This is a genomic window from Janibacter sp. HTCC2649 (assembly GCF_000152705.1).
Lineage (GTDB): Bacteria > Actinomycetota > Actinomycetes > Actinomycetales > Dermatophilaceae > Knoellia.
In genome coordinates this window covers 3,441,046-3,460,749 of sequence record NZ_CH672413.1, presented here as the reverse complement: position 1 = coordinate 3,460,749, position 19,704 = coordinate 3,441,046, and the positions used below count along the sequence as shown (strand labels likewise).

The 19,704-nt window shown below is 68.9% G+C and carries 16 protein-coding genes, 1 tRNA gene and 1 pseudogene; 8 read left to right on the top strand and 10 right to left on the bottom strand.

Going from position 1 to position 19,704, the window contains the following annotated elements:
• The first annotated feature begins 6 nt into the window (after window positions 1-6).
• Entirely contained in the window at window positions 7-3,618 is a 3,612-nt protein-coding gene (locus JNB_RS16590) for a bifunctional RecB family nuclease/DEAD/DEAH box helicase (RefSeq protein WP_009777672.1), read from the top strand.
• Between the two features lie 11 nt (window positions 3,619-3,629).
• Here JNB_RS16590 and JNB_RS16585 read toward each other — a convergent pair whose 3' ends face one another.
• On the bottom strand, window positions 3,630-4,652 hold the full coding sequence (locus tag JNB_RS16585; protein ID WP_009777671.1) for a YihY/virulence factor BrkB family protein: 1,023 nt from the start codon (window positions 4,650-4,652) through the stop codon (window positions 3,630-3,632).
• Window positions 4,653-4,749: 97 nt separating this feature from the next.
• Between JNB_RS16585 and JNB_RS16580 the strand changes: the two genes are divergently transcribed.
• Complete coding sequence (locus JNB_RS16580) at window positions 4,750-5,541, top strand: uracil-DNA glycosylase family protein (RefSeq protein WP_040885113.1); 792 nt, start codon at window positions 4,750-4,752, stop codon at window positions 5,539-5,541.
• A gap of 92 nt (window positions 5,542-5,633) precedes the next feature.
• Here JNB_RS16580 and JNB_RS16575 read toward each other — a convergent pair whose 3' ends face one another.
• Together JNB_RS16575 and JNB_RS16570 are read right to left on the bottom strand one after the other, a co-directional pair.
• Window positions 5,634-6,404 (bottom strand): SDR family NAD(P)-dependent oxidoreductase, encoded by a 771-nt coding sequence (locus JNB_RS16575; protein WP_009777669.1) that lies wholly within the window; start codon window positions 6,402-6,404, stop codon window positions 5,634-5,636.
• A gap of 137 nt (window positions 6,405-6,541) precedes the next feature.
• Window positions 6,542-6,617 (bottom strand) — tRNA-Ala (locus JNB_RS16570).
• Between the two features lie 73 nt (window positions 6,618-6,690).
• On the opposite strand from JNB_RS16570, the gene JNB_RS16565 reads away from it, so the two are divergent.
• Window positions 6,691-7,917 carry an AI-2E family transporter gene (locus JNB_RS16565; RefSeq protein WP_237700682.1) on the top strand — a complete coding sequence of 409 codons (1,227 nt, stop codon included), beginning with the start codon at window positions 6,691-6,693 and terminating at the stop codon, window positions 7,915-7,917.
• 66 nt (window positions 7,918-7,983) lie between these two features.
• Here the strand turns inward: JNB_RS16565 and JNB_RS16560 are convergent, their stop codons facing one another.
• From JNB_RS16560 to JNB_RS16535, 6 genes are all read right to left on the bottom strand, one after another.
• Entirely contained in the window at window positions 7,984-8,949 is a 966-nt protein-coding gene (locus JNB_RS16560) for a hypothetical protein (RefSeq protein WP_040883931.1), read from the bottom strand.
• 26 nt (window positions 8,950-8,975) lie between these two features.
• The gene (locus JNB_RS16555; RefSeq protein WP_009777666.1) at window positions 8,976-9,641 is read right to left on the bottom strand and encodes a GNAT family N-acetyltransferase; all 666 of its coding nucleotides are present in this window, start codon (window positions 9,639-9,641) and stop codon (window positions 8,976-8,978) included.
• Entirely contained in the window at window positions 9,641-10,135 is a 495-nt protein-coding gene (locus tag JNB_RS16550) for a molybdenum cofactor biosynthesis protein B (protein WP_009777665.1), read from the bottom strand. Before JNB_RS16550 ends, JNB_RS16555 begins: the two co-directional genes overlap by 1 nt.
• Window positions 10,132-10,560 (bottom strand): cyclic pyranopterin monophosphate synthase MoaC, encoded by a 429-nt coding sequence (moaC, locus tag JNB_RS16545; protein ID WP_148232656.1) that lies wholly within the window; start codon window positions 10,558-10,560, stop codon window positions 10,132-10,134. The genes JNB_RS16550 and moaC overlap by 4 nt, the downstream gene beginning before the upstream one ends.
• 168 nt (window positions 10,561-10,728) lie before the next feature.
• A complete protein-coding gene (gene glp / locus JNB_RS16540; protein ID WP_009777663.1) occupies window positions 10,729-11,934 on the bottom strand; it encodes a gephyrin-like molybdotransferase Glp in 1,206 nt (401 codons plus the stop codon).
• Complete coding sequence (locus tag JNB_RS16535) at window positions 11,931-13,316, bottom strand: UTP--glucose-1-phosphate uridylyltransferase (protein WP_040883929.1); 1,386 nt, start codon at window positions 13,314-13,316, stop codon at window positions 11,931-11,933. The genes glp and JNB_RS16535 overlap by 4 nt, the downstream gene beginning before the upstream one ends.
• A 113-nt stretch (window positions 13,317-13,429) precedes the next feature.
• Here JNB_RS16535 and JNB_RS16530 point away from each other — a divergent pair, with 113 nt between their 5' ends.
• Window positions 13,430-13,999, top strand: coding sequence for a 5-formyltetrahydrofolate cyclo-ligase (locus JNB_RS16530; protein ID WP_009777661.1), 570 nt, complete (start codon window positions 13,430-13,432; stop codon window positions 13,997-13,999).
• Between the two features lie 4 nt (window positions 14,000-14,003).
• Here the strand turns inward: JNB_RS16530 and JNB_RS16525 are convergent, their stop codons facing one another.
• The gene (locus tag JNB_RS16525) at window positions 14,004-16,673 is read right to left on the bottom strand and encodes a penicillin acylase family protein (protein WP_148232481.1); all 2,670 of its coding nucleotides are present in this window, start codon (window positions 16,671-16,673) and stop codon (window positions 14,004-14,006) included.
• Window positions 16,674-16,720: 47 nt separating this feature from the next.
• On the opposite strand from JNB_RS16525, the gene JNB_RS16520 reads away from it, so the two are divergent.
• The 4 genes and pseudogenes from JNB_RS16520 to JNB_RS21595 all read left to right on the top strand — a co-directional run.
• Complete coding sequence (locus JNB_RS16520) at window positions 16,721-18,322, top strand: potassium/proton antiporter (RefSeq protein ID WP_009777659.1); 1,602 nt, start codon at window positions 16,721-16,723, stop codon at window positions 18,320-18,322.
• A gap of 285 nt (window positions 18,323-18,607) precedes the next feature.
• Window positions 18,608-18,934, top strand: coding sequence for an FmdB family zinc ribbon protein (locus JNB_RS16515; RefSeq protein ID WP_009777658.1), 327 nt, complete (start codon window positions 18,608-18,610; stop codon window positions 18,932-18,934).
• A gap of 145 nt (window positions 18,935-19,079) precedes the next feature.
• A pseudogene (locus JNB_RS22320) lies at window positions 19,080-19,439 on the top strand (transposase family protein); the annotation flags it as partial.
• Window positions 19,440-19,442: 3 nt separating this feature from the next.
• Window positions 19,443-19,704: transposase (locus JNB_RS21595; RefSeq protein WP_237700681.1), on the top strand; the 262-nt coding region annotated here is incomplete at its 3' end.

The window sequence follows — 19,704 nt, the reverse complement described above, 5'->3', positions numbered from 1 at the left end:
GGAGGCATGTTCCTCCTTCGTGACGACGGGCGTCTGATCCTCAGCCCGAGCGACCTGCGCCTCGCCTCCCAGTGCGAGTTCGCCCTGGTGCGCGAGCTCGACGTCACGCTGGGTCGCGCTCCCAAGCCGCCGCAGACCGAGGAGCTCATGATGGAGCGCCTCAAGGAGCTCGGTGACGCCCACGAGCGCCAGGAGTTGCTACGCCTGTCGGCCGCGCACCCGGGGCGGGTCAAGCAGTTCCCGCGACCTGCCTATGACCTGGCGTCGCTCACGGCGGCGCACGAGACGACGATCGCGACGCTGCGTGGTGACGACACCGATGTGGTGTTCCAGGCGACCTTCTTCGACGGTGGACTCGTCGGGCACGCCGACTTCCTCGAGCGCACCGACGACGGCTGGCTCGTCTGCGACACGAAGCTTGCGCGGTCCGCGAGCGTCCCAGCGTTGCTGCAAATCGCGGCGTATGCCGCCCAGTTGCGTTCCGCAGGCGTGCCGACTGCGCCTGTGGCCCGGTTGGTGTTGGGCAGTGGAGTGTCGACGGACCACCTGCTCGACGACATCCTTCCCGTGTATGCCGCGCGTCGTGCTCGCCTGGAATCGGTGCTGGCGGAGCACCGCACCGAGTCGGGGTTGGCGCAGTGGGGCGATGCGCGTTGGCTGGCCTGTGGTCGGTGCGAGGTGTGCGAGGCCGAGGCGGAAGCCGCGCGCGACGTGCTGCTGGTGGCGGGAGTGCGTCTGCCGCAGCGTCGTCGGTTGCTCGAGGCAGGGGTCTCGACGATCGAGCAGCTGGCCGTGCGCACCGAGCCCGTGCCGGACGTGCGTGAGTCGACGCTCGACCGGCTGCGCGAGCAGGCGCGGTTGCAGCTGGTGCAGGAGGCGGACCCGGACGGACGGGTGGTTGCCGAGGTGACGTCTCCGGCCGCACTGCGAGCCCTGCCGTCGCCGAGTGATGGCGACATCTTCTTCGACTTCGAGGGCGATCCGCTGTGGAGCGAGCGAGGTTCTCACGACTGGGGACTGGAGTACCTGTTCGGTCTCGTCGAGATCGATGGCGTAAATCTCGTCGGGGGCGAGAAGCCGCGGTTCGTGACGTTCTGGGCGCACGACCGCGCGCAGGAGAAGCAGGCGTTGATCGACTTCGTCGCCTATCTCCACGAGCGCCGCCGTCAGTGGCCGGATCTGCACGTCTACCACTACGCGCCCTACGAGAAGACCGCCTTGCTGCGGCTCGCTGCCCGCCACGGGGTGTGCGAGGACGACATCGACCAGTTCCTGCGCGATGGCGTCTTCGTCGACCTGTATGCCGTGGTGCGAGCGGGGATTCGCGTCTCGCAGCGCTCCTACTCGATCAAGAAGCTCGAGCCCCTCTACATGGGTGACCGCACGGCTGCGGTGGCCAAGGGTGACGACTCGATCGTGGCCTACCACCGTTTCGTCCTGGCCCGAGAGATCGAGGATCGCGCCACCGCTGAGCGCGAGATCCAGGACATCGCCAACTACAACGAGGAGGACTGCGTCTCGACGCTCCTCCTGCGCAACTGGCTGCTGGCGCGTCAGGTCGAGGTCGACGGGGTGGGCGGTCCCAACGGGGCGACTGTTGCGCCACTGGCCGGCGACGGGTCGCTGCCCGGTGGGGAGGCGGCAGCGCAGGTGCCGAGCGACTCGCGGGTGGCTCTGCTCGAGCTCGAGAGGTTGCTGCGTGCGACGATCGACGGCGTCAAGCCGCAGGACCGCACTCCCGAGCAGCAGACCATCGCCATGGTCGCGGCGACCTTGCTCTTCCACGCCCGCGAGGACAAGCCGTTCTGGTGGAAGCACTTCGACCGGTTGCGCCTGCCCGTGACCGAGTGGATGTCGGACCCTGGCGTCTTCCTCATCGAGGACAGCGAGGTCGTCGAGGACTGGCATCGCGACACCCCGCGACAGCGTCCTCGGCGCACGATCGCCGTCAAGGGCGAGCCGATGGGTGGCACCCTGCTGAAGCCCGGTGCCGAGGTCGCGGCGGTCTACGCCTCTCCCCCGCCGCTGGGTGTTGAGCTCCTGCCCGGTCATCTCAACGCTCGGTCGTCTGCGTCGGTCAAGGTGCTCGAGACCGACGACGTCATCGCTCCCAACGGCCACGTGCACCAGGTCCTCACTCTCGAGGAGCTCATGCCCAAGGACGGCGACGAGCACTCGGACGCCCCCGCCGCTCTCGTGCCCAGTGGCATCGTGCGCACCACCAACATCGATGCGGCCCTGGAGCGCTTGGCTCGCCGCGTGCAGTCCTCGCTGCCCGAACTGCCGGCCGCCGCTGGGGTCGACGTGCTGTTGCGTCGTTCGCCACGGCTGCACTCCGGTGGTTCGCTGCCGGTGGTCGGCGAGGGCGATGACCGCTACGTCCGCGCCATTGAAGCTGCCCTGCTCGACCTCGACCGGTCGGCGCTGTCGGTCCAGGGACCTCCCGGAACGGGCAAGACCTACGTCGCTTCTCAGGTGATTGCAGACCTCGTGCGCGATCACGGCTGGAGGGTCGGGGTCTGTGCCCAGTCGCACGCCTCGATCGAGAACGTCCTCGCCGCGGTTGTTGCCGCTGGGGTCGACCCGGAGCAGGTCGCCAAGATGACCAAGGAGGCCACGGAGCCGACCTGGACCGACCTCGCGTCGGCCGATGACCTCGCCGGCTTTGCCGCAGAGCAGCAGGGCGGCTACGTCATCGGCGGGACCGCGTGGGACCTCACCAACCCCAAGCGCGTCCAGCCCGGTCAGCTCGACCTGCTGGTCATCGACGAGGCTGGTCAGTACTCCCTGGCCAAGACCCTGGCCGTGGCCGAGTCGGCCGATCGCCTTCTCCTGCTGGGCGATCCGCAGCAGCTCCCCCAGGTGTCTCAGGGCACGCACCCCGAGCCCGTCGATGCCTCCGCCCTGGGCTGGGTCATCCGCGCCGAGCGCGACGACGAGCGAGTCCTGCCCGCGTCGCACGGCTACTTCCTCGAGACGACGTGGCGCATGCACCCTGCCCTCACCGAGCCGGTGTCCCGACTCGCATACGAAGGCCGGCTGCGTTCCCACGAGGACCGCACCGCCAAGCGACTGCTCGAAGGGGTCGAACCCGGCCTGCACGTGCGCCTGGTCGACCACCGCGACCGCGCCCAGTGGTCACCCGAGGAAGCCGACGTCGTCGTCGACCTCGTGCGCGACCACGTCGGCCGCACCTGGCAGCTCGCCCCCGACGAGCCGGGTCGCCCGCTGACGCAGGACGATGTCCTCGTCATCACTCCCTACAACGCGCAGGTCGGCACGCTTCGCGCTGCCCTCGACGCCGCAGGCTTCCTCGACATCTCCGTCGGCACGGTCGACAAGTTCCAGGGCCGCGAGGCGCCCGTGGCCATCGTGTCGATGGCGGCGTCCGCCCACGCCGACGTCCCGCGGGGCATCGGTTTTCTCCTCGACCGGCACCGTCTCAACGTCGCGGTCTCGCGAGCCCAGCACGCGGCATACCTGGTGCGTTCGACCGTGCTCACCGACTTCGCGCCGCGCACCCCCGACGAGCTCACCGCTCTCGGCGCGTTTCTCGGGCTGTGCGAGCGCGCCGTGACGACCACGACCCACGAGCAGCATCCGACGGTGAGCGCCTGACCCAGCTCGGGTCAGCGCGGTGGGTCGACGGACTGGGCGGGCTCGGCAGGCTCGGTCGATGCGATGGGCTCGATCGGCTTCTCGAAGTCGACGTCGATCTGTTGGTACTCCTTGAAGCGGCCGATGCGCGCCTGCTGCGCGTAGGCCCGACGATCACCGTCGGTGAGGTCCACGTTGTCGGTGAACGGTGTCAACAGGGCACGCGGGTAAAGGTGGTTGGCCCGGACCACGTCGGCTTCGGCAAAGAACACCGTGCCAAAAGCAGCTAAGTGGAAGAAGGCGAAGAGGCCGATGACGAGGCCGAAGACGCCGTTGGTCGCCGAGGTCGAACTGACTGCCCTCTCGACGAACCCAACACCGTAGCTCTGCAGGGCCTGCCACGTGAGGGCGGCGCCGATCGCACCCACCGCCACATTCTTCAGCCCCAGGTCGAGAGCGACGGCGCGCCGCATGCCGAGCCCGAAGACGAGGGCGGTGCCGAGGAAGGTTGCCACCGCGACGGCCACCTGGGTCGTCACGGGGAAGCTGCTGATCGCCTTCGCACTGACGATCGTGATGCCCGTGGTGAGGACGACGAACAGCAGGATCGTCAGCAGGAGGAGGAAACTCCGACCGCGCGCACGGAACGGGTTGGGTCGCACGTTCCTCGGCACGCCCCAGACGGTGTTCATCGCGTACTGGAAGGCCTGCCCCACGCCCAACCCACCGTAGAGGGCGACCACGCCGCTGACGATGACGCCGGTAGCGCTCCCCCTCAGCGACTGCGGCTGTCCGAGTTGGGCACCGATGATCGGGATCTCTGACAACGCCGAGTCGAGCATCCGCTCCTTGAGGTCCGGATAGTTCACCAGGACGAAGCTGAGCACCGTCGTGAAGATGAGGAGCAGGGGAAAGAACGACAGGAACGCGTAGTAGGCGATGAGGCCCACGAGGTAGCCCGCCTGGTCGTCGAAGAACTTGTAGATGACCGCGAGTGGAAAGCCCACAACGCGGTGCTTGCGCTGGAACCGATCCAGCCAGTCGACGACGCCCACGCCACGAATCTCACCACACTGAGCCCTTCCCGTGAGACACGTAGGCGGTCCACGATGGTGGGTGGTGCACGTAACTCGACTTCAACGGGTGGCCGCGATGATCACAGATCCGTTCGATACCGGACCCACGGGGACGTTCAGGACGTTGTGCCGCAACTACCCCGACGAAACCGTTTTCAGGGGCGCTGACGGCTTCCGATCCCTGTGGGGCCCGATCTTCTACCGCGGACGCGCCAACGGCACGGCGCGCCTGCTTGTCATCGGCCAGGACCCGGCCCAGACCGAGGCGGTCACCCGCCGATGCCTGTCGGGCCAGGCCGGTCGACGCGTCCAGGGCTTCGTCGAGAAGCTCGGCTACACCAAGAGCTACCTGATGATCAACGCCTTCCTCTACGGCATCTTCAACCAGAGCATGGCCCTGCCGCACCTGAACGATCCGGAGATCGCGGCATACCGGAACCAGTGGCTGGAAGCGGCCTTCGCCAAGGGCAGGATCGAAACCGTCGTCACCTTCGGCACCCCAGCCTTCAACGCCTGGACGGCCTTCAAGGCGACACCGGCCGGGGCCGCCGCAGCCGCCACGGTCCAGTTCCACAAGGCGCTGCACCCCACCGCCGACAAGCCCAACGGACCGATCAGCCGCAAGGACCTCCTCGACAACTGGAACGTCGCCCTGCAAGCGCTCCACCCCACCCTCGCGCACCCCGACGTCGTCATGCCGCTCGTCCCCTACGGCAGCGACTTCACGGTGGCCGAGCTCCCCGAGATCCCCAGCCGGGACCTCCCCTTCGGCTTCCCGGCGTGGATGCGCAACACGGACTTCTGGGCCTCGCTGCCCACGGCCACTCCGGGCACCGAGCGCGCCAACATCTCGATCGAGGTTCCCTGACCGGGTCAGGCCGGTCGTCAAGAGGATGAGCAGTGCCAAGAAGGACAGGAACGCCCATGAGGCGATGAGCCCGAAGAGGTAGCCGGCCCGCGTCAGAAGGCCGTGTAACCACCATCGGCGACGAGCACCGAGCCGGTGACGAACGACGAGGCGTCGCTGGCCAGGAAGACCACCGCCGGCGCGAGCTCCTCGACCGTGCCGTAGCGCCTCAACGGGGCGTCCTCGATCCAGTTCTGTCGGAAGCGCGGCTCGTCGACCGGGGACATGTTGGTCTTGATGTAGCCGGGCGCCAGCGCGTTGACCCGCACCCCGAACTCACCCCACTCCGCGGCCAGGCTACGGGTGAGATGGTGCACGGCCGCCTTGGACGCGTTGTAGGCAGGCTGCCACTGGGGTCGGTTGACGATGAGGCCCGACATGGACCCAATGTTGATGATCGTCCCCGCCCGCTCCTGCACGAAGTGCCGACCGAACGTCTGGCTGCAGGTCCACACCGCGTCGAGGTTGACGTTCATCACCCGGCGCCAGTCCTCCGGTGTGACGTCGAGGGCCGGGGCGTGCACGCAGGCACCGGCGTTGTTGACGAGGATGTCGCACCGCCCGAAGCGTTCCAGGGTCTGGTCGAGGGCCCGGGTCACGTCGTCGGGCTGGGTGACGTCCACGGGGAGGTACGCCGTGTCGACGCCGTCCTCGGCCAGCGCCTGTGCGACCTCGGCGCCTCGCTCCTGGTCGCGTCCCAGCAGCATGACCGACGCGCCGGCGGCGCCGAGGGCCTTGGCGAATCCCTCTCCGAGGCCACGGGTCCCGCCGGTGACCACGGCCACCCGGCCGTCCAGCGCGAAGGGGTTCTGGTTGTCCGTCATGAGGCGTCCTTGCTCCGGGGATGGGGGCGACCGGTCATCCGCGACCCTTGAGCCATCCCATCACCTCCGTGAGGCGTCTGCCCGGCACGGACACGAAAGAGGACCGGACACGATGTCGTGTCCGGTCCTCTTCACTCTGGTGGAGCTGAGGGGATTCGAACCCCTGGCCTTCTCATTGCGAACGAGACGCGCTACCAACTGCGCCACAGCCCCATTGAGCGGCCTCACGATAACACCGGCGACGGCCGGTCACGAAACTGGATCGGCCCGGCATACGCTCAGCAACATGCGCCTTCGTATGCCGTCGTCCCGGGCCGGTCGTGCCGACCCCGCTGACCTGCCCAAACTCGGGATGCCGGCGCCGACGCCCGCGTCCCCGCTGACCTCCGACGAGCACTGCGTCGACACCGATCCGACGCACCAGCCGGCAGCGTGGCAGGTCCCGATGGGAGTGCGCACCGCGAGCGAGTGGTCGTGGCGCATGATCATCATCGCGGCCGCCGTGCTCGGCGCCCTGTGGCTCTTCGCCTACTTCTCCGAGGTCACGGTGCCGATCATCATCGCGATGCTCCTCACGGCCCTGCTCATGCCGATCACCCGCTTCCTGGCCCGCGTCATCCCGCGCGGCGCTGCTGCCGGTCTCACCGTCCTCGGCACGCTCGCGGTCATCATCGGCGCCCTGAGCTTCGTCGGGTCGCAGTTCTCGTCGCAGTTCAGCGACATCAGCACCCAGGTCGGTCAAGGCATCGACGAGATCCGCAGCTGGTTCCGCACGAGCTTCGGGCTCACGGACTCGCAGGTCGACGGATGGATCGACAAGGCCCGCGAGCAGCTGAGCTCCGGTGGAGGCAGCCTCGGTGAGACCGCGGCACAGGCCGGGCTGACCGTGACCCACCTCGTCGCCGGCTTCTTCATCTCGATGTTCGCGCTCTTCTTCTTCCTCTACGACGGCGAGCGCATCTGGGCGTGGGTCGTCCGTCTCTTCCCGCGCACGTCGCGCGATCGCGTCCACTCCTCCGGGGTGATCGCCTGGGGTCAGCTGTCCGCCTTCACCCGCGCGACAATCCTCGTGGCCGCTGTTGACGCCCTCGGCATCGGCATCGTGGCCGGACTGCTCGGGGTGCCTTTCGCCTCGGGTGTCGCCGTGCTCGTCTTCTTCGGTGCGTTCATCCCCGTCATCGGTGCCGCGATCTCCGGCGCCGTGCCGGTCCTGCTGGCTCTGGTGGCCCTCGGCCCCGTCCAGGCGCTGATCATGCTTGGTGGCGTTATCGCGGTCCAGCAGCTCGAGTCGCACGTCCTGCAGCCGTTCCTCCTCGGTCGCGCCGTGCGGGTGCACCCGCTGGCCGTCATCCTCGGCATCGCCGGCGGCGTCGTCGCCGCCGGAATCCTCGGCGCGCTCATCGCCGTCCCGCTCGTTGCCGTGCTCAACGCCGTCGGCCACCACCTCCTCGACGAGGAGCCGCTGCCCGCCGAGCTCGAGGAAGACCTCGAGGACGCCGAACACTCAACGTAGCCTGGCCCACGACGAACGCCCCCGCGATGTCGCGGGGGCGTTCGTCGTGTCTGCGTGTGGGGTGGCTCAGCCACCAGCCGTGCGACGCTGCAGAACCTCGTCGTATGCCGGGTGCTCGGCGCGCGCTTCCGGCTCGGCTTCCCGGGTCGGAGCGGGCCGCTCGGCGGCCTTGGCCTTCATCGTGTAGGTCGGGCGAGGCACCGGGCGGGGGTCCCACGTGAGCGGGATGTCGTCCTCGTCGAGCTCGGGCAGTGCCACCTCGTGCTGGGCGACGGGCGGCAGCTCCGCGACCTCGTCGGCGGCGGGCGATGACGAGGCGGCGCTGGCGGCCACCTCGGTGGCCACGTCGAAGGGCGCCGACTCGAGGACGGGTTCGACAGCGGGCTCGTTGGCGACAACGTCGGCCGAACGCTGCGGCGACGGCGCGGCCATCGGGGGCGAGGACTCGGCAACGGGCGCAGACACTCGCGGAGCAGGAGCTGAGGTGCGCGCGGCAGCACGACGAGCACGACCGCGAGCGGCGCGCAGCGCCTTCATCTCGGCCTGGACACCGGCGCGGAGCCAGACGAAGCCGCCGGCAGCCATGGCCAGAGGAACGACGAAGGACCAGGACACCAGCACACCGAGCGCGGAGAGGAGTCCGAAGATGACGGTCCCGGCCAGGCCGATGAGGACGACGGTGCCGCGAGTGGCGCGGTTGGGGCGCATGCCGACGTGCGTCGCGGCCACCGGCTCGACGACCTCGACGTGCTCGATCTGCTCGACCGGCGCGGCGACGTGCGCCTCGGCGCGCTTGACCGTGACCTGGGGTCGCATCGCGCGGGCGGGGCTGACGGCGTAGGTCCGGGGAGCCTGTCCACCGTGGTCGACCGAGGGCAGAGGCGCGCGTCGCTGAAGGACTCGCATCGTCTCGGAGAACGCGTCGACCGATCGGATCGTGGCGAGGTGCTCGCGCCGACGGACCCAGTACTGGACAAAATAGGCAGCCCAAATCCCGATGATGACCAGGAAGATCAGGCTGCTCGGCTGCACAAACACGACGTTATGCGTGCAGAGGGTCAGTCAGTCGGACCCTCTACGGTGTGTCGCCCACGTGACTGCTGTGACGTGTGGGTCAGACGGTCCATGACCGTCCCACCGGCCAGATCCTCTGTCGTCAGGGCAAAGGAGCGGTGATCGCGCCAGTCGCCGTCGATGTGGAGCATCCGCTCGCGCAGTCCCTCGTCACGGAAGCCGAGTTTGTGGACGACGGCGAGGCTCGCGGCATTCTCGGGGCGGATGTTGACCTCGATCCGGTGCACGCCAACGTCATGGATCACGTGGTCGCAGACGAGGGCCAGAGCCGTCGGGATGATGCCCCTGCCTGCCACCGACTGGGCCACCCAGTAGCCGACGGTGCAGGACCGGAAGGACCCCATCACGATGTTGCTGACGTTGACCTGGCCCACGAGCCGGCCATCGGTCTCGATGACGAGCGGGACCATTCGGCCGGCGAGCGCGTCCTCCTGATAGAGGTTGACGAGATCATCGAAGGTGCGGGGCGACGTCGCCGGCACGGGCGAGGTCGCGTCCCACGGGCTGAGCCAGTGCCGGTTGAGGGCCCGGACCGACGTGTACTCATCGACGTCCTCGGACCTCAGCGGCCGCAGCAGGATCGGCACACCATGGGGCGTCGTGCCGGCCAGCAGCAGGGACCAGCCACGACGTGGGCGACTCCAGTGCATCAGTGGTCACCGCCGGCGAGCTGGCTGAGGGCATGGCCGAGGACGGGTTCGAGCACCGCGAGAGCGTCGCGCACCCCACCGGTCGACCCGGGCAGGTTGACGACCAGAGTCGCCCCAGCAACGCCGACGAGCCCGCGCGAGAGCATTGCGGTCGGCACGCCACCCGCGACGCCTGCCGCGCGGATTGCCTCGGCGATCCCCGGGATCACGCGATCGAGGAGCGGAGCCGTTGCTTCGGGAGTCGCGTCGGTGGGGTTGATGCCCGTGCCACCGGTGGTGATGAGCAGGTCGGGCCGTGCCGCCAGGGCAGCAACGAGGGTCTCGGCGACGTCAGCGTCGGGCACCACGGTGGGGTCGTCGACCTCGGCACCCCAGGCGCGCAGGGTCTGCACGATGAGGGCACCGCCCTTGTCGGGGTAGACGCCCTGAGAGGCACGAGTCGAGGCAGTCACGACGATCGCGCGCCGACCGGCCAGGCCGGCATCGCCGCTCATGCCTCCACCCAGTCGCCGGAGCGCCCTCCGGACTTGGCGGTGACGCGCACGTCGGTGATGCGGGCGTGCTTGTCGACGGCCTTGATCATGTCGATGAGGGCGAGGGCAGCGACGCTCACGGCGGTGAGGGCTTCCATCTCAATGCCCGTGCGGTCGGCGGTGCGCACAGTGGCGCTGATGTCGACCCCGTCATCGACGACATCAAGGTCGACGCTGGCGGCATGAACGGCCACCGGGTGCGCCAGCGGGATGAGTTCCGGTGTGCGTTTCACGGCCTGTATGCCGGCCAGCCGGGCGACCGCAAGCGCGTCACCTTTGGGGACGGTCCCGTCGCGCAGGGCAGCGATCGCCGCGGGAGCGAGGAGAACCCGACCACGAGCACTGGCCTCGCGCGCGGTGATGGCCTTGGCGGAGACGTCGACCATGTGCGCCGTCCCGTCGGCCCGGACGTGCGTCAGGCCGCGGGGAGCCTGAGCGTCGCCCTGGTCGCTCTCGTCGCTAGCCACGTGGTTCCTAACTCACCCAATAAGAGGGTTGGGGACATTGAACTTTCCACGTCCCCAACCCTCTTATTGGGTGAGTTGGGGACGAGGTCAATCCTGCCCCACCAATGGCAGGAGGCGAACCGCGTCGCCGGGCTGGATCTGGGTGGTCGCGGCGTCGACGACCGCCAGGTGGGTCGCGTCGGCGAGGGCACCGAGCATGTGCGACCCCTGACCACCCGACGGTCGCACCCCGTCGGTGTCGAGCACCACTCGCGTGAACTCTGCCCTGCCCTCGATCGACGACCACCCCTGTGCCGCAACGCTTCCGGCCGTCGCCTGCTCCCACTCCAGACCGGCCAGGGCGCGCAGCACAGGCAGCACGAAGACGTGGAACGAGACGAACGAGCTCACCGGGTTGCCCGGCAGCGTGACGATCGGCGTGCGCCGCTCCCCCACGACGCCAGCTCCCTGCGGCATCCCCGGCCGCATCGCCACCTTGACGAAGTCGACCGTGCCGGTGGCCGACAGGACTTCCTTGACGGTGTCGTAGGCACCCATCGACACACCCCCCGTCGTGAGGATGAGGTCGGGCTCTCCGGGCGGGTCCTGCAACAAGGACCTCATGGCCGCTGCGTCGTCATCAAGGTGACCGCTGCCCACGACCTCCGCACCTGCGGCCGTCACCAGGGCGGCCAGCATCACGCTGTTGGAGTCGACGATCTGCCCATGCTCGAGCGGCTGGCCCGGCAGGACCAGCTCGTCGCCGGTGGACAGGATCGAGACGCGAGGCCGCGCAGCCACAGTCAGTTCCGCGACGTTCGACGCCGCCGCGAGCGCCACCTGCCCCGGCCCCAGACGAGCCCCGGCATGCAGCACGACATCTCCGACACGCACGTCCTCGCCCTGCAGGCGCAGGTGCCGACCCACCTCGGCCGCCAAGGTCACGGCAACCCGCGACACTCCCCCGTCACTCGACTCGACCGGCACGATCGCGTCAGCACCCTCGGGCAGGGGCGCACCCGTCATGATCCGCATCGCCGCGCCTGGCCTCAGCACGTGACGGCGGGTGTCCCCGGCCGCGATGTCGCCATCGACGTCCAACACCACGGGCGAATCCCCACTGGCACCGGCAACGTCGGCCGAGCGGACGGCATACCCGTCCATGGCACTGTTGTCGAAGCCCGGAAGGTCCACGGCCGCAACGACATCGGCAGCCAACACCCGACCCAAAGCCTCCGACAGGGCCACTGTCACCGGTGGAAGGGCAGAGACCAGAGCCAGCAGCGCCGCCCGGTGCTCGTCGACGGTCCTCATGCATCGCCTTCGAGACGGGCGCCGTCGTCAATGACCCGCGGGGACTCAGCGCGCACCTTCACGTCACCGACACAGACCACGTCGCGCCCGAACGTCACGTCACCGTCGACGACGAGCGAGCGGGCTCCACTGATCGACGGGACCCCGTGCGGGAAGTGCCGGTCGAAGTCCTGGATGAACTTGAAGTCGCTGGAGAGGTCGATGAACGGTTCGTCGTGGTCGATGAGCGAGACCACCTGGCTCGCAGCGTCGAGCTCATAGAGGTCCGAGCGCACGAGCAGCAGCTCGTTCGTCGTCTTCACCGGACGGAAGCGGTCGCGCGGCACGAAGAGGGCCTGCGATCCTTCGAAGACCTCGATCGCCGTGCCCATGGAGGACTCGATCTGGATCACGGGCGTCGAGTCCTTGACCGTCGGATCGACCGTCTTGCGGTTGACGATGATCGGCAGTTCGAGCACGCCGGCCCGATCGGCGAGGGTGGTGGCGAGGACGTCGAGGTCGATCCACAGATTGTTGACATGGAAGAACTCGTGCCGCTCGTTGTCGGCGAAGAACTCCTCCTCACCCGGCGCCACCTGGGCCGAGTCGCGCAGGATGAGCCGCCCGTCCTCGCGACGCCGGGCGAGGTGGCCGCCCTTGCGGTCGTTGCGGGTCCGCTTGCAGACCTCGGCGACATAGGGAATGTCCTCGTCAGCCATCCAGGCCGGGACCCGCGGGTCGCAGACGGAGCCGAGGTTGTCGGCGTTGGACAGGAAGAGGTGGCGATAACCCCTCTCGCGCAACGTGTCCAGCAGTCCACTCGACTGGAGCGCGATGTAGACATCCCCATGTCCCGGTGGGCACCACTCCAGTTCGGGATCGGTCGGCCACGACACCGGAGTCAGGTCGTCGGCACGCAGCTTGGGTTCGGCGCTCTGGAGGAAGCTGAGCGGCAACCCGTCGAGCTTGAGGCCCTCGTGCTTCGCGAGGATCTCGAGCGTCTCGTCCTGCGTCCGGAACGAGTCCATGAAGACGACCGGCAGGTCGACGTCGCACTCCTTGCGGATCGCGAGCACCTGCCGGGCGATGATGTCGAGGAAGCTCAACCCGTCTCGCACCGACAGTGCCGACTTGGGCCCGCTGATGCCCATCGACGTGCCCAGGCCGCCATTGAGCTTCAGCACGACCGTTGTCGCGAGGGCCTCACGCGCCTCGGCGTCGGTGATCTCGATGTCCTCGAGGGCGTGGACCGTGCCGAGCGGCTCGATCGTGTCCTCGAGGATGTGCCCGGTCGCGTCTGCCTCGAGCATCGCGTAGAACCGGGTGAAGGCCATGACCGCCCGCTCATCCACCCCACGCACACGCATCAGGTCAGTGCCCCGTCGGAGGCCGTCATCACCCATGGTCGCCACCCTAGGGGACCGGTCGGTGCCCCTGCAGTGGCGTCTGCGTCCAGACTGTGTGAATGACCCAGGACCGTGAATGACACAGGACCGTGAATGACTGAGGACCGTGAATGACAGAGGACCGCGTCAGTCAGGACAAGGCCGCCCTGCGCCCGACGTTGCTCGCTGCCCGTCGTGAGATCGCCGCCGCTCGTGACCGCGCCGCCGACGACCTCGCACTCGCCGCCCGGGCCATCGACCTCGTGCGCGACCTGGGCATCACGCCGGGCGGCACGGTGGCGGCCTACGAGGCCCTGCGGACCGAGCCACCCACGGCGGCGACGATCGACGCCCTCGTGGGACACGGCATACGCGTCATCGTTCCCATCACGTTGGCGGACAACGATCTTGACTGGTGCGACGCCCAGGACGAGCGGCGTATGCCGCGTGGTCCCGACTCGATTGCGGCCGCCGGTCTCGTCCTCACTCCCGGCCTCGGGGTCGACCTCGTCGGGACGCGCCTCGGGCGCGGCGGCGGCAGTTATGACCGCGCGCTCGTTCGGCTGCGCCCCGACGCCCGGGTCGTCGTCGTCCTGCATCCCGGTGAGGTGCACAGCGTGCGACTCCCCCGCTACGACCACGACCACCCTGTCCACGGCATGCTCACCGTGGACGGGATCACCTGGCTGCAGGCGATGTGACCGGTCAGCTCGACCGACCGGGGACGAGAGTCAGCTCGTCCTCGGCCGCCTCACGAACGGCCTTCTCGGTGAAGGGCCACGGGTTCTGCCGCCCCTTGACCCAGTCCTCCGTCTGGTCGTCGTAGTGCCCGTTGAAGGCGTGCCCGCTGGCGCCGGTCTGGTTGACCCACGTCGAGCGGTCGAGGCCTCCGAGGTCGACGACCATGCGCATCGACGGCGCCCAGTTGGTCTCGTAGCCCAGGCTCGCGTCCCAGCCGTTGGCGTCGACGATGGCCGAGCCGCCGGGCATCTCGAAGCCGCCGCGGTTGAAGATGCTGCGCACGATGCCCGGGACGGTGTCGCCGCCGAGGACCTGGTGCTTGAGCTCCAGGGTGTGCAGCGACCCCCAGCGCCAGTCGTCGGGGTCCTTGCCGAGCCGCTTGGTGAGCTCGAGGCGGGCCTCGACCTGGGCCTGGCGCAGGATCTCGTCGCGGCCCTCGGTGATGCCGGCGGTCTGCCGGTTGTCCCACCAGGCGCTCTTGGGGTTCGCGAGGAGGCGTCCGACCGCCGCCATGTAGCGACTGCCGCCGTTGGCCTGGAGGTCCTCGGGCACCTCGTCGTCGAAGAGCAACCGGAGGAGGTTGGCCCAGACCGCGTTGTAGTACGCCGCGGCGGCACCCGCGCTGGAGTCATCGGCTGGCGTCGAGTGGTCCCAGTCGCGCAGCAGGTCCTGTGCCTCGCGGGTGAAGGCGACCTCCTGGTCGGAGTCGTTGGCGTCACCCAGGGGCACGGAGAGCAGGGCCTTGATGAGAGTCGGCGCGAACTCGTTGCGGGAGTCCATCTGCATGTCCGCCATCTTCTGCACCGAGATCTTGCCCCCGCCCTCGGTGGCCCTGCCGATGAGGTCGCGGATGCGTTGGGCGCGGTAGCCGTAGTCCCACTGGGTCGTGAGGAACGGGGTGGTGCTCGCCGTGACGGCCTGGTTCGCCGCGACGATGAACCCCTCGACCGGGTCGAGGGAGGTCGGCATCGACTCGAACGGCACGTCGCCCTGCCAGTCAAAGGACTCGTCCCAGCCCGGGGCGGGCCAGTAGCCGGGAGGTGACCCGGGGAAGGCCGAGACCCGCACCGGTATCTGGCCCGGAGCCTGGTAGCCGATGTGGCCGTCGATGTCGGCATAGACGAGGTTCTGGGCCGGGACCGCGAACGACTTGGCCGCCTCGCGGAACTCGCCGAAGTTCTGGGCCACGTTGATCGCGAAGATCGCATCGGCCGTCTTGCTCGGGCGCAGGCCGGTCCAGGCCATCGACACGGCATAGTCCTGGCCGGGAGTCGCCGGACCCTGGGACGGCGGCACAGGCGAGCGCTCGCCGGCATCGTCGACGTTGTCGATGACGTCCGACATGAGCGGTCCGTGGCGGGTCGACCTCACCGTGATCGTCTCGTCGGCCGCCCCCGCGACCTTGATGACCTCGCGCCGCGTGGTGAGCAGCTCCCAGGCGTCACCGCGCAACGCGCGATCGCCGTCGAGCTTCTCGAGGTAGAAGTCGCTGACATCCGGCCCGAGGTTGGTGAAGCCCCACGAGATCCTGTTGTTGTGGCCGATCACCACGCCGGGCACCCCGGAGAACGAGAAGCCGGAGACGTCGAGCGGACACTGCGTCGAGGTCGAGCGGCAGTGCAGTCCGACCTGGTACCAGATCCCGGGCTGACCGGGGCTGAGGTGCGGATCGTTGGCCAGCAGCGGCTTTCCCGTCGCGGACTTGCCTGGCCCCACGACCCAGGAGTTGGAGCCGATGCCGTCACCGCGACCCAGAAGGGCAGGCACGGAGTCGAGCGCGCGTCCGACCGCGGCATACGCCCGCTGCGCCGAAGGGCTGGTGACGGTGCCCGCGGCACCGTCCTTGGCCACGAGCGAAGACGCGGGTGCGCTCGCGCTCAGCGCGGACGGGACGGCGGAGGACTGCTGCGGCTGCCCGGCCGAGGGACGCCAGTCCTCCGGCGAAAGGATCGGCTGCTTCGCGAGGTCGTAGGGCGGGTAGAGTTCGGCGATCTGCGCCGGGGAGATGCGCGTCGAGAGGCGGGCGCGGGCGAGCTCGTCGGAGTAGTCGCCGCGCAGGTCCCACGCCATCGCCTTGAGCCACGCGATCGAGTCGGCCGGTGTCCAGTCCTCGATGCGGTAGTCCTTGACGCTCGTGCCGAGGACGACGTACTCGAGTGACGCCTGCGACGGCGAGCGTCCGCGCAGGTAGGCGTTGACCCCGTCCGCGTAGGCCTGGAGGTAGGTCCGCGTCGACGGCTCCAGCGTCGGCAGCTCGGCCTCGGCGATGCGCCGCCAGCCCATGGTGCGGATGACCTTGTCGGTCTCGATCCCGGCGTCGCCCACGAGCTCGGAGAGGCGGCCGGACGTCACGTGCCGGCGCAGGTCCATCTCGAAGAAGCGGTCCTGGGCGTGGACGAAGCCCTGCGCCTTGGCGATGTCGGTGAGGCTGTCGCCGTAGATCTGGGGCACACCGTGCTCGTCGCGCAGGACGTCCACCTTGCCGCTCAGACCGGCGATGGTGATCTCGCCCTCGGTCTGCGGGAAGGACCGTCGGACGAGGGAGACGCCGACGATCGAGAGGACGAGGGCTGTCACGGCAAGGACGCCGATGACGGCGTAGGCCACCCGTCGGGCAACACGGTGGGAAGTCACCCTGCGAGACTAGGACAGTCAGGCGAGACGACGAGCGAGGACGGGCCGTGATCGACACCCTGGGTATGCCGCGCGCTCTCAGTGGTGCCCCCGGCACAGTCGTCGACTCGGTCACGCAGACTTTGGCCGCTGCCGAGTCCGGCGACCTGCACGCCTTGTCGGTGGCGCTGCTCATCGGCACGGCGGTCCTCATCACCGCCATCGCGGCGGTGCGGCTCTCGACCCGTTCGGGGCTGCCGTCGCTGCTCATCTACCTCGGCATCGGTCTCGCGCTCGGCAACCGAGGCTTCGGGATCGACTTCTCCGACGAGGAGCTCACGCAGGTTCTCGGCTACGCCGCCCTCGTCCTCATCCTCACCGAGGGTGGTGTCACGACGAAGTGGGACTCGATCAAGGGGTCGCTCGCCCCGGCCGCAGCCCTCGCGACCGTGGGCGTCGTCGTGTCGATCGCGGTCGTTGCCGTGGCCGCCCACTTCGTCCTCGACATGACATGGAATATCGCCCTGCTCATCGGCGCGATCCTCGCCTCGACCGACGCCGCCGCCGTCTTCGCCGTCCTCCGCAGGGTCCCGTTGCCGCGCCGGATCAGCGGCATGCTCGAGGCCGAGTCGGGGTTCAATGACGCCCCCGTGGTCATCCTCGTGACCGCCTTTGCCCTGCAGACTGCGAGTTCTGGGAGGCTGTCGGTGGGGCACATCGTCCTCACCGTCGTCTCCGAACTCGTCATCGGTTCGGCCATCGGACTGGCCGTCGGGTGGCTCGGGGGGCGACTCATGGCGCGCGTGGCCGGCGGCTCCTCAGCCCTGTTCGCCATCGGGGTCGTCACCATCTCGGTGCTCGCCTACGCCGCCGCCGATGTCGTCCACGCGTCCGGGTTCATCGCCTGCTACCTCGCGTCCCTCGTGCTCGGCAACATGGGCCTCCCCCACCGGGCGTCCGTCCTCGGGTTCTCGACGGCGCTCGGTTGGCTCGCGCAAATCGGCCTCTTCGTCCTGCTCGGGTTGCTCGCCGACCCGGCCGGCTTCCCGTCGCAACTGATCCCGGCCCTCGTGCTCGGCCTCGTCCTCCTCCTCGTGGCGCGACCGTTGTCGGTGATCGTCGCGACCGCGCCCTTCAGGATGGGGTGGCGCGCCCAGGCGTTCCTGTCGTGGGCGGGACTGCGCGGTGCGGTGCCCGTCGTCCTGGCGACAGTGCCGCTGACCGTCGGCACCGAGGGCACCGAGGGCATCTTCAACCTCGTCTTCGTCCTCGTCATCATCTTCACGCTCGTCCAGGCGCCGACGCTGCCGTGGGTCGCGCACCGACTGGGGCTCGACAACTCCCACCACTCTGTCGACCTCACGCTCGAGACGACGGCCTTCGACGACATCGGCGCCCACCTCATCGAGGTATCCGTCGGCCCGACGTCGCGCCTCTCGGGCGTCCAGGTCTATGAGCTGAGGCTCCCCACGGGCGTCAACGTGGCGCTCATCGTGCGCGACGGCGTCTCGTTCGTCCCCAAGGAGACGACCCCGTTGCGCCGCGGGGACCAGCTGCTCGTCGTCACGCCTGCTGCCGTGCGCGCCCAGGTCGAGAAGCGCCTGTATGCCGTCAGTCGCGGCGGTCGCCTCGCCGGCTGGTCACCCTCCGGACCGCCTCCCACCACCTGAGCCGGTCCCGATTCTCCCTTGCGTCTGCGCGCTCTATCTTCTGCGCGGCTGGCGCGAGAGGCGCACAACGTGGCCCGCCGCACTCCCATGGGGGCGCGGCGGGTCAGGATCTGCGCGGCGGGCGCCAGGCGCGCAGAAAATACGTCGCGCATGCTGGTGAGCCGCAGACCCAAGAACGACGATCCGGTATGCCGGATGGCTCGGTGCGTGGGCGGCATACCTGAGCATCCCTTGGCGTTCCGTATCCTTGGAAGCGCTCATCCCGCAGTGCCCAGGAGGAAACCCGTGCCCACGTACGCCTACGCGTGTCGCGAATGCGACCACCGTTTCGAGGTCGTGCAGTCGTTCAGCGAGGACTCGCTCTCGATCTGCCCCGAGTGCGACGGGTCCCTCCGCAAGGTCTTCAACTCCGTCGGAGTCGTCTTCAAGGGCGGCGGTTTCTATCGCACCGACTCGCGCGCAGCCGCGAGCAGCAGCACCCCGGCGGCCTCGAGCAGCAGCTCGTCCGACTCGGGCAGCTCGAGCGGCTCCAGCTCGAGCGACTCGTCCAAGAGCTCCTCGACCAGCAGCAGCTCGTCGACGACCTCAGGCTCGTCCGCCAAGTCGGCCTGACTCGAACCCGACCCGCGCGCCTCGTCCCAAACCCACCCAATAGGGGCTCTCCTGCTGTTGGTGTGGGTCGTAAACGTGAGTGAGCACGCTGCTGCGGCCTAAGTTCTCGACTGTCTAGGAACGAGAATGAAGGGATCGCGGCAGCGTGCTCAGTACGAGGGTAATCGGTCAGGTGTGCGGGTTCGCCCCCTCCGAGGTGGTCGTCGATGGGGCCGAATTGGTCGAGGGCGTTGTGCTCGTTCGGGCACGCACGAGGTTCGGGTCGCGGCAGCGGTGTCCACATTGCCGGCGGCGGTGTCCGCGCTATGACCGTGGTCGGCAACGGCGATGGCGTGGCTTGGATTGGGATCGTCGACGCGTGTTTGTCCACGCACGGATCCCTCGGGTGAGCTGCCGTGAGCATGGGGTCGTGGTCGCGTGGGTGCCGTGGGCTCGGCACGGGGCCAGGCACACCACGGCGTTCGAAGACATGGCGGCCTGGGCCGCCACGCAGATGTCGATCACGGCGGTGACCACGCTCCTGCGATGTGCGTGGCGCACCATCGGTTCGATCGTGACGCGGGTGCTCGCCGATCGCCGCGCGGCCAGCGGCAGCGATGGCTTGGATGGATTGCGCCGGATCGGGATTGACGAGGTGGCCTACCGGCGTGGTCGCCGCTACCTGGTGGTTGTCGTCGACCACGACACCGGTCGATTGGTGTGGGTGGGATCGCGGGCCCGGAAGGAGACCGTGAACCAGTTCTTCGTTGCTTTGGGCCCTGAGCGCACGC

Coding starts and splice junctions, on each gene's coding strand:
- JNB_RS16590 (WP_009777672.1), top strand. CDS start 7: ATGTTCCTCCTTCGTGACGACGGGCGTCTGATCCTCAGCCCGAGCGAC.
- JNB_RS16580 (WP_040885113.1), top strand. CDS start 4,750: ATGATCACAGATCCGTTCGATACCGGACCCACGGGGACGTTCAGGACG.
- JNB_RS16575 (WP_009777669.1), bottom strand. CDS start 6,404: ATGACGGACAACCAGAACCCCTTCGCGCTGGACGGCCGGGTGGCCGTG.
- JNB_RS16565 (WP_237700682.1), top strand. CDS start 6,691: ATGCGCCTTCGTATGCCGTCGTCCCGGGCCGGTCGTGCCGACCCCGCT.
- JNB_RS16555 (WP_009777666.1), bottom strand. CDS start 9,641: ATGCACTGGAGTCGCCCACGTCGTGGCTGGTCCCTGCTGCTGGCCGGC.
- JNB_RS16550 (WP_009777665.1), bottom strand. CDS start 10,135: ATGAGCGGCGATGCCGGCCTGGCCGGTCGGCGCGCGATCGTCGTGACT.
- moaC (WP_148232656.1), bottom strand. CDS start 10,560: ATGGTCGACGTCTCCGCCAAGGCCATCACCGCGCGCGAGGCCAGTGCT.
- glp (WP_009777663.1), bottom strand. CDS start 11,934: ATGAGGACCGTCGACGAGCACCGGGCGGCGCTGCTGGCTCTGGTCTCT.
- JNB_RS16535 (WP_040883929.1), bottom strand. CDS start 13,316: ATGGGTGATGACGGCCTCCGACGGGGCACTGACCTGATGCGTGTGCGT.
- JNB_RS16530 (WP_009777661.1), top strand. CDS start 13,430: ATGACAGAGGACCGCGTCAGTCAGGACAAGGCCGCCCTGCGCCCGACG.